The 8,174-nt window shown below is 70.1% G+C and carries 12 protein-coding genes and 1 pseudogene; 8 read left to right on the top strand and 5 right to left on the bottom strand.

Annotated features, from left to right (window positions below; translation table 11 throughout):
- The 6 genes from DKL51_RS06370 to hypE form a co-directional block, all read left to right on the top strand.
- Positions 1 to 610: DUF5947 family protein (locus tag DKL51_RS06370; protein ID WP_221623136.1), on the top strand; the 610-nt coding region annotated here is incomplete at its 5' end.
- Positions 611 to 624: 14 nt separating this feature from the next.
- Positions 625 to 828: a hypothetical protein gene (locus tag DKL51_RS06365; protein WP_109945300.1), complete on the top strand. Its 204-nt coding sequence runs from the start codon at positions 625 to 627 to the stop codon at positions 826 to 828.
- Between the two features lie 22 nt (positions 829 to 850).
- Positions 851 to 952, top strand: a complete 102-nt coding sequence (locus DKL51_RS37425; protein ID WP_423790577.1) for a DUF6893 family small protein — start codon at positions 851 to 853, stop codon at positions 950 to 952.
- A gap of 21 nt (positions 953 to 973) precedes the next feature.
- Positions 974 to 1,246, top strand: coding sequence for a HypC/HybG/HupF family hydrogenase formation chaperone (locus tag DKL51_RS06360; protein WP_109945274.1), 273 nt, complete (start codon positions 974 to 976; stop codon positions 1,244 to 1,246).
- A gap of 10 nt (positions 1,247 to 1,256) precedes the next feature.
- Complete coding sequence (gene hypD, locus DKL51_RS06355) at positions 1,257 to 2,384, top strand: hydrogenase formation protein HypD (RefSeq protein ID WP_109945275.1); 1,128 nt, start codon at positions 1,257 to 1,259, stop codon at positions 2,382 to 2,384.
- Complete coding sequence (hypE, locus tag DKL51_RS06350) at positions 2,381 to 3,532, top strand: hydrogenase expression/formation protein HypE (RefSeq protein WP_260428392.1); 1,152 nt, start codon at positions 2,381 to 2,383, stop codon at positions 3,530 to 3,532. Before hypD ends, hypE begins: the two co-directional genes overlap by 4 nt.
- Before the next feature lie 13 nt (positions 3,533 to 3,545).
- Here the strand turns inward: hypE and hypF are convergent, their stop codons facing one another.
- Genes hypF through DKL51_RS37065 form a run of 5 tightly spaced genes read right to left on the bottom strand, consistent with a single transcriptional unit; the run spans position 3,546 to position 7,571 of the window.
- The gene (hypF, locus tag DKL51_RS06345; RefSeq protein ID WP_109945277.1) at positions 3,546 to 5,825 is read right to left on the bottom strand and encodes a carbamoyltransferase HypF; all 2,280 of its coding nucleotides are present in this window, start codon (positions 5,823 to 5,825) and stop codon (positions 3,546 to 3,548) included.
- Positions 5,826 to 5,834: 9 nt separating this feature from the next.
- Positions 5,835 to 6,500, bottom strand: a complete 666-nt coding sequence (locus DKL51_RS06340) for a D-sedoheptulose-7-phosphate isomerase (RefSeq protein ID WP_109945278.1) — start codon at positions 6,498 to 6,500, stop codon at positions 5,835 to 5,837.
- Positions 6,497 to 6,751, bottom strand: a complete 255-nt coding sequence (locus DKL51_RS06335) for a HypC/HybG/HupF family hydrogenase formation chaperone (RefSeq protein WP_207783886.1) — start codon at positions 6,749 to 6,751, stop codon at positions 6,497 to 6,499. Before DKL51_RS06335 ends, DKL51_RS06340 begins: the two co-directional genes overlap by 4 nt.
- Complete coding sequence (locus tag DKL51_RS06330; RefSeq protein ID WP_207783887.1) at positions 6,748 to 7,314, bottom strand: D-sedoheptulose-7-phosphate isomerase; 567 nt, start codon at positions 7,312 to 7,314, stop codon at positions 6,748 to 6,750. The genes DKL51_RS06335 and DKL51_RS06330 overlap by 4 nt, the downstream gene beginning before the upstream one ends.
- Before the next feature lie 59 nt (positions 7,315 to 7,373).
- A complete protein-coding gene (locus DKL51_RS37065) occupies positions 7,374 to 7,571 on the bottom strand; it encodes a hypothetical protein (RefSeq protein ID WP_369008542.1) in 198 nt (65 codons plus the stop codon).
- A 48-nt stretch (positions 7,572 to 7,619) separates the two neighbouring features.
- On the opposite strand from DKL51_RS37065, the gene DKL51_RS06320 reads away from it, so the two are divergent.
- Together DKL51_RS06320 and DKL51_RS06315 are read left to right on the top strand one after the other, a co-directional pair.
- Entirely contained in the window at positions 7,620 to 7,817 is a 198-nt protein-coding gene (locus tag DKL51_RS06320; RefSeq protein ID WP_109945280.1) for a hypothetical protein, read from the top strand.
- 231 nt (positions 7,818 to 8,048) lie between these two features.
- Positions 8,049 to 8,174, top strand: a pseudogene (locus tag DKL51_RS06315) (transcriptional regulator); the annotation flags it as partial.

Genomic DNA, 8,174 nt, shown 5'->3' with positions numbered 1-8,174 from the left:
GACGACCGGCGCCCTGCAGCGGGCGATCCGCCGCGCGAGGCAGCGCGCGGCCGTCGAACGCTGCGGCATGTGCGCCGGGCCGGTCGGCCGGGAGCACCGGCACGTGTGGGACGAGCAGGGCGGGGAGCTGATGTGCGCCTGCACGCCGTGCTCCCTGCTCTTCGAACGCGAGTCCGCCGGCGCCGGCCGGTACCAGCTCGTCCCCACCCGCGGCAGACGGTTGCCGGACCTGTCCGCCGACGAGCTCGGCGTGCCGGTCGGTCTGGTGTTCTTTGTCAAGCAGCGCGACGGCCGCGTGCTCGCCCACTACCCGAGCCCGCTCGGCACGACGGAGTCGGAGATCGATGCCGGCGCCTGGCGGGCCGTCGAGGCGCGATCACCTGAGCTGGTCGAGCTGATGCCACGGGTCGAGGCGTTCCTGGTGTGGACGGGCAACCCGCGCGACGGCGGCGAGCAGTGGGTGGTGCCGGTCGACGACTGCTTCCGGCTCGTCGCGCTCATCCGCCGGCACTGGACGGGCATGTCGGGGGGAAGCGCGGTGTGGCGGGAGATTTCCCGGTTCTTCGACGAACTCGGCCGACGACATGATCGGCCGTCTGGCAACGACTGATGGAGGAGGCGGGAATGGGCGAGATCCGAGTGGGCGATCCCGATGTCGAACTCGACGCTCCGGCCCACACCAAGGGCGTAGAGGAGGGCAACTCGCGGCGGAGGAGGCAGTCCGGCCATCACGATGACGGGACGGCGGACGCGCGCCGCTCGACCGGCATCCGGCCCAAGAAGCACGACCCCATCCTACCGATCATGCCGAACCTGCCGCCGGGCTGACCGGACCGGAAGGAGGTGAGCTGTGCGGAAGCTGTTGCTGCTGCTGGCCGGCGTGGCCGTCGTCGGGATGTTCTGGAAGGAACTTCCCGCGGTGCGTCGCTACATCAAGATCAAGAAAATGTGATCGGAAAGGACGAGTAGGTCGATGTGTCTTGGGATCCCGGGCGAGATCGTCGAGATCAAGGCCGGCCGCGATGACCTGGCCATCGTTGATGTCGTGGGCGTTCGACGGGCGATCAACATCGGCCTGCTCGGTCCAGACCAGATCGGTATCGGCGACTGGGTGCTCGTCCACGTCGGCTTCGCCATGTCGAAGATCGACGAAGCTGAGGCGGCCGCCACATTGGAGATGTTGAACGGTCTCGGACAGGCCTACACCGACGAGTTGCAGGCGCTCGCCGAATCTGACATCAGTTAGGAAAGACCAGATGCGTTTCGTTGACGAGTACCGCGACGCGGACAAGGCCCAGGCGTTGGCCACCCAGATCGCCGCGTTGTGCGAGCCGGGGCGGCAGTACAAGTTCATGGAGGTCTGCGGCGGCCACACGCACACCATCTACAAGCACGGGATCGAGGACTACCTGCCGGAGAGCGTCTCGCTGGTGCACGGGCCGGGCTGCCCGGTCTGCGTGATCCCGATGGGCCGGGTGGACGACGCCATCGCCATCGCCAACGAGCCGGGCGTCATCATGACGGCGTTCGGCGACATGATGCGCGTCCCGGGCGGGAACGGCTCGTTCCTGGACGCCAAGGCGGCCGGTGCGGACATCCGGATGGTGTACTCGCCACTGGACGCTCTGAAGATCGCGCGGACCAACCCGGACCGCCGGGTGGTCTTCATGGCGATCGGGTTCGAGACCACCTCGCCGTCGACCGCCATGACCGTGCTGCGGGCCGCCGCCGAGGGTATCGACAACTTCTCGGTCTTCTGCAACCACGTGACGATCCTTCCGGCGATCAAGGCGATCCTCGACTCGCCGGATCTGCGTCTCGACGGTTTCCTCGGGCCGGGGCACGTCTCCACCGTGATCGGCTGCCGACCGTACGAGTTCATCGCCCGTGACTACGGCAAGCCGCTGGTGTGTGCCGGGTTCGAACCGCTGGATCTGCTGCAGTCGGTCTACCTGCTGCTCCAGCAGCTCGCCGAGGGCCGCTGCGAGGTGGAGAACCAGTACACCCGGGTGGTGCCCTGGGACGGCAACCTGCGGGCGCTGGAGGCGATCGGCCAGGTGATGGAGCTGCGACCGTACTTCGAGTGGCGCGGCCTCGGCTTCATCTCGCACTCCGCCCTGCGGATGCGGGAGGAGTACGCGGCGTACGACGCTGAGCGGCTGTTCGACGTGCCCGGGGTGCGCGTCGCGGACCCGAAGGCCTGCCAATGCGGCGAGGTGCTCAAGGGCGTGCTGAAACCCTGGGAGTGCAAGGTGTTCGGCACCGCGTGCACGCCGGAGACGCCCATCGGCACGTGCATGGTGTCCTCGGAGGGCGCCTGCGCGGCCTACTACAACTTCGGCCGCTTCACCCGGCAGCGGCTCGTGGAGGCGACACGCGTATGACGACCGAACGCACCGCCGGATGGGCCGAGCGCGCGATGGCCGAGGCCGAGGCGACGGCCGAACGCGAGTCGGGGCGACTGTCGCCGGAGCAGCAGGTGCTGCAGCGCATCGAACGGGCCCGCCGACGCTCGCCGAAGATCAGGGAGAGCCGGATCACGCTCGCACACGGCGCCGGCGGGAAGGCAACGCACAGCCTGATCGAAGGGCTGTTCGTCGAGGCGTTCCGCAACCCGACGCTAGAGGAACTCGACGACGGCGCGGTGTTCTCCGTGGGCAGCAGCCGGCTGGCCTTCACGACCGACTCGTACGTGGTGTCGCCGCTGTTTTTCCCGGGCGGGGACATCGGCGATCTCGCCGTCAACGGCACCGTCAACGACCTGGCGGTCAGCGGCGCCCGCCCGCTGTACCTGTCGGCCGGATTCATCCTGGAGGAGGGCTTTCCCATCGCCGACCTGCGCCGGATCGCCACCTCGATGGCCGCCGCGGCGCAGCGCGCCGGGGTCCAGGTGGTCACCGGCGACACGAAGGTGGTGCAGCGGGGCAAGGCCGACGGCTGCTACATCAACACGGCGGGCGTCGGCGTGCTGGAGCGGCCGGTGAGCCTGGGCACAGCGCACATCCGCCCGGGTGACGCGGTCATCGTCTCCGGACCGATCGGCGACCACGGTGTCACCATCATGCTCGCCCGCGGCGAGCTGGACATCGCCGCCGACCTCGCCTCGGACACCGCGGCGCTGCACGGGCTGGTGGACACCCTGCTGGACGCGGCGCCCGGCGTGCGGCTGCTGCGCGACGCCACCCGGGGCGGCGTGGCGACCATCCTCAACGAAGTGGCGCAGGCGGCCCAGCTCGCCGTGATCGTCGACGAGTCCTCGGTACCGATGCGTCCCGCCGTGACCGGGGCGTGCGAACTGCTCGGCATCGACCCGCTCTACGTGGCCTGCGAAGGACGCCTCGTAACCGTGGTGGACGGCGCGCAGGCGGAGGCGGCCCTGGCGGCGCTGCGCGGCCACCCGCTCGGCGACGGCGCGGCGCTCATCGGCCGGATCACCGCCGACCCGCCCGGGATGGTGCTGCTCAGGACGGCGTTCGGCGGCACCCGGGTGGTCGACATGCTGGTCGGGGACCCACTTCCCCGCATCTGCTGACGCCGGTTCCGGGTCACGCGGCGGGAACGCCCCGGGCCGCCGCCACGACGGCCTGACCGAGGGAGATCCCGCCATCGTTGGGCGGCACCCGCGAATGCACGAGCACCCGGTAACCCTCCTGCGCCAACCCGCTCACCACCCGGTCGAGCAGCAGCACGTTCTGGAAGACCCCGCCGGAGAGCGCGACCGTGGCCAGGCCGGTGCTCTCCCGGACGGCGCCCGCCGCCCGTACCACCGCGTCCGCCAAGCCGTGATGGAAGCGCGCGGCGATCCGGCTGGGATCCACGCTGGCGAGCAGGTCCTCGACGACGCAGCGAACCAGCCCGCGTCCGACGTCCAGAAGGGGGACCGGACCGGCCGCCTCGATCCGGTAGCCGCCCCGCTCGTCGGGATCGGCCCGCTGCTCCAGGGCGATCGCGGCCTGCCCCTCGTAGCTGACGCGGTCGTGCAGGCCGACGATCGCCGCAACGGCGTCGAACAACCGGCCGACGCTCGAGGTACGCGGCGAGTTCGTCCCGGTCCGCGCCAGCCCCACCACCGCGGGCCAGTGCCGCCCGTGCCGCCGCACCACCGCCAGATCGGGCACGGCCTCGCCGTAGATCTCGTCGAGGTAGGCCGCCGCCATCCGCCACGGCTCGTGTACCGCGGCGACCCCGCCCGGCATCGGCACCGCGCCCAGGTGGCCCACCCGCTCGAACCCGGTCAGGTCCGCGACGAGCAGCTCACCTCCCCAGAGGGTGCCGTCCGGGCCGTATCCGAGACCGTCGAAGGCGACGCCGATCACCGGCCCGGGGTGACCGTTGTCGGCCAGGCAGGACGCGATGTGGGCGTGGTGGTGCTGAACGCCGACCAGCTCGACGTCCTCGCGCTGCAGCGCGTACTTCGTGGACAGATACTCGGGATGCAGATCGTGGGCGACGACCTCCGGTCGGACGTCGAAAAGCCGGGTGAAGTGCGCGATTCCATCGGTGAACGCCCGCAACGTTTCGTAGTTCTCCAGGTCGCCGATGTGGTGCGACACGAACGCGCGCCGTCCCTTCGCCACGCAGAACGTGTTCTTCAACTCTGCGCCGCACGCCAGCACGGGGCGGTCGAACCGCCACGGGAGGGTGACCGGCGCGGGCACGTAACCACGGGAGCGCCGTACCGGCAGCTCACGGCCCCGGAACACGCGGACCACGGAGTCATCGGTCCGGACGTGGATGCGCCGGTCGTGAGTCAGGAAACCGTCGGCGATCCGCGCCAGTCGCCGGTGGGCGTCGTCGTCGCGGTGGGCGATCGGTTCGTCGGATACGTTGCCGCTGGTCAGCACGATCGGCATGCCGAGCCGCGCGAGCAACAGCTGATGCAGCGGCGTGTACGGCAGCATCACGCCCAGGTCGCGGTTGCCCGGTGCCACCGACCTGGCGACCGGGGCGTCGGCGCGGCGGGGCAGCAGCACCACAGGACGGCGGGCGCCGGTGAGCACCGGCTCGGCCGCCGGTGCCACGTCGACCAGGGTGCGCGCCGCACGCAGGTCGGCCGCCATCAGAGCGAAGGGCTTCTCCTCGCGGTGCTTGCGGGCGCGCAGCGTCGAGACGGCCTGGTCGTCATCGGCCCGGGTGGCCAGGTGATAGCCGCCCAGACCCTTCACCGCGACGATCCGGCCGTCGCGCAGCCACCCGACGGCGGCGTCCAGGGGATCGCCGGGGACCGTGGCGCCGTCGCCGTTGACGAGCCGGAGGGCGGGACCGCACGCAGGGCAGCACACCGGCTCGGCGTGAAAGCGGCGGTTCGCCGGATCCGCGTACTCTGCGGCGCACTCGGCGCAGAGCGGAAACTCGGCCATCGTGGTGGTGCGGCGGTCGTACGGCACGTCCTTTACGATCGTGAACCGCGGCCCGCAGTTGGTGCAGTTCGTGAACGGGTAGCCGTGGCGCCGGTCCGTCGGATCGGACAGCTCCGCGAGGCAGTCGGAGCAGGTAGCGGTGTCCGGGGAGATCAACGCTTCCCGGGAGGCACCGGTGACGCTGGTGGCGATGACGAAGCCGGGTCGGCCGGTCGGCGGCATCCCCTCAGTGGTGAGCCGCTCGATCTGGGCCAGGGTCGGTGCCCGCTGGCTGAGGTCGGCCACGAAGGCGGCCAGCCGGTCCCCGTCGCCTTCGGCCTCGACGAAGACCCCCGCGGTGTCGTTGCCGACGAACCCGGCCAGGTCGTACTCGGTGGCCAGCGCGTGCACGAACGGCCGGAAGCCGACCCCCTGCACGATGCCCTCGACGCGGATGTGTACCCGGCGCACGCTGGTCAGATCCATGGCGACCGGTCAGCGTTCGTCGGCCAGCGCCTGCTGGGTGAGTTCCCAGAGCACGTGGTAGACCGTCGTCTGCGCCTCCTGGACCCGGTGCACCGATGCCGACGGCACCACGAACAGGTGGTCGATGGCCTCGGATTCCGCCATCCGGCCGCCGTCGTATCCGGCGATCCCGACGGTGAGCATGCCACGCCGGGCCGCCTCCTCGAACGCCCGCAGGACGTTGTTCGATCCGCCGCTCGTGGACAGCCCCACCGCGATGTCCCCGGCCCGGCCGAACGCCGCCAACTGTCGGGCGAAGACCACCTCAAACCCAACGTCGTTGGACAATGCCGTGATCAGCGCGACGTCGTGAGTCAGCGAGATGGCCGGCAACGGACGGGCGGCCTTCGGCGGGTTCAGGAACAACTGCGCGACGTCCTGGGCGTCCGTGCTGCTTCCGCCGTTGCCGAATGCGAACAGCGTGCCGCCGGCCCGGAAGGCCGCGGCGCACCGGCCGGCGCAGTCGAGCAACCGCTGCCCGTGCTCGGCGACCAGGGACTCGCGAAGGGCGACGATCTCCGCCGCCTTCTCGGCGGTGGACCTGGCCACCGCGGCGAGAACCTCGTCCACGTCGGTCGGATGGGTGTCGAGGAACGGGTAGAGCGCCCCGATGGCGCCGTCGACCCGGGCGCTCATGAGCTCTTCTCCACGACCGCGATGGCCTCCTTGGCGTGCACCAGCACGACGTCGCCCGGTTGCGCGTCGACCAGGGCCACGCTGATCTCCTCCGGTCCGGCGTCCGTGTCCACCACGGCGAGTCCGTCGGCTGTCAGTTCCCGTACCCGGACGGCGACCGCCACGTCGGAACACGTGATGCACACCCCGTCGTGGCAGTCGGGCACCGTCCGGTCTGTCGGCTGACTGAGCGGAACCAGCCGCGGATTCACCGGACCATCTCCGTCTCCAGCAGCCCGGGCTGTTCGAAGAACACGTGCACCAGCTCCCACAGGATGTGATAGATCGTCATGTGCACCTCCTTGACGATGCACGGGTCGTCGGAGCGGGCGATGACGACGTGGTCGGCGATCGCGTCCCGAGCGATGTCACCGCCGTCGCCGCCGAGGAGCCCGACGGTGAGCAGACCGAGATCGCGGGCTGTCACCAAACCGCGCCGGACGTTGGCGCAGCGGCCGTCGACAGACAGTCCGAGCGCGATGTCCTCCGGGGCGGCGAGCAGGCGCAGCTGAGCGGCGAACACCTCGTCGAAGCCCTCCGCCTGGGCGATCCCGGTGAGGGTCGCGGCGTCGTTCGTCAACGAGATCGCCGGCAGCGCCCGCTTGCCCACGATGACCGGGTGGACGAACTCCACCACGACGTGCTGGGCATCCGTTGCCGGTCCGCCGTTGCCGAAGACGATCAACTTCCCGCCGTGATGGAAGCGTACGGCCATTTCGTAGCAGGTCTGGGCGATCAGCGCGGCGTCGCCAGCGAGCGCCTCCCCGGGTGCCACCCGACGGGCGAACGCGCGCTGAACTGCTGGAAAGACAGGCGAATGCAAGGGTTCTCCGTTCAGCGTCGGGAGGCGGCGTACGGATCATGATGCTGGCCACGCGATCCCGCGAAGGCGTCCGCCGAGCGCTGCAGGCAGGCACGGATGACCTGATCGAGGTGGGCCAGTCGAGTGATGCATGATCGAAGATCATCGCGGCCCTTGGCCGTCAGCTGGTAGCACCGGCGCGCCGGCCCCGCCCCGGCGGTCTCCCACACGGAGATCAGCGACCGGTCGCGTTCCAGGCCGCGTAGCACCCGGTAGACGTGGCCGGGCTATACATCGGGCAGTCCCATCGCTTTGAGTCGGTCGACCAGGTCGTATCCGTGACCGGGCCGCTCGAAGATCAGGAGCAGGAGAAACGGATGCAGCAGGCCATGCATCTCGCGTCCGTGCACATCAGCCCCCTTTCCTCGGCGGAACGCACCGCCACCCCTGAAGCTAAGCACACCTTTTCGCCCTAAAGGTGCTATCTGGCGGGTTTGAGATCCGACCATGGGCCGACGTCACGGCGGCGACGGCGGGGGCGGTGTGAGCGACCGTCGTTGCTCACCTGCACACATCAGGTGCGCCAGTTCAGCAACTTGGACCAGGACGGTCAGACCGACCCCCAGCATCCCTCGCACCCGGCCTCGCGGTCGCCATCGGGGTACTGGTCCCGGTTCCACCGGCCTATCGATGGTGTTGATGGAACGATGGAAGACGTGGGAACTGCGAAAACTGCTACGCCTGCCATCTCGCCGCTTGCCGGCGAGCCGATCAAGCGTGCCGATGCCGAGCGGCTCGCGGGAGTGCTGAAGGCATTCGCCGACCCGGCCCGG

It is taken from the genome of Micromonospora globispora, from assembly GCF_003857015.1.
Taxonomy (GTDB): Bacteria; Actinomycetota; Actinomycetes; order Mycobacteriales; family Micromonosporaceae; genus Micromonospora; species Micromonospora globispora.
This window is presented reverse-complemented; position numbering and strand designations above follow the sequence as displayed.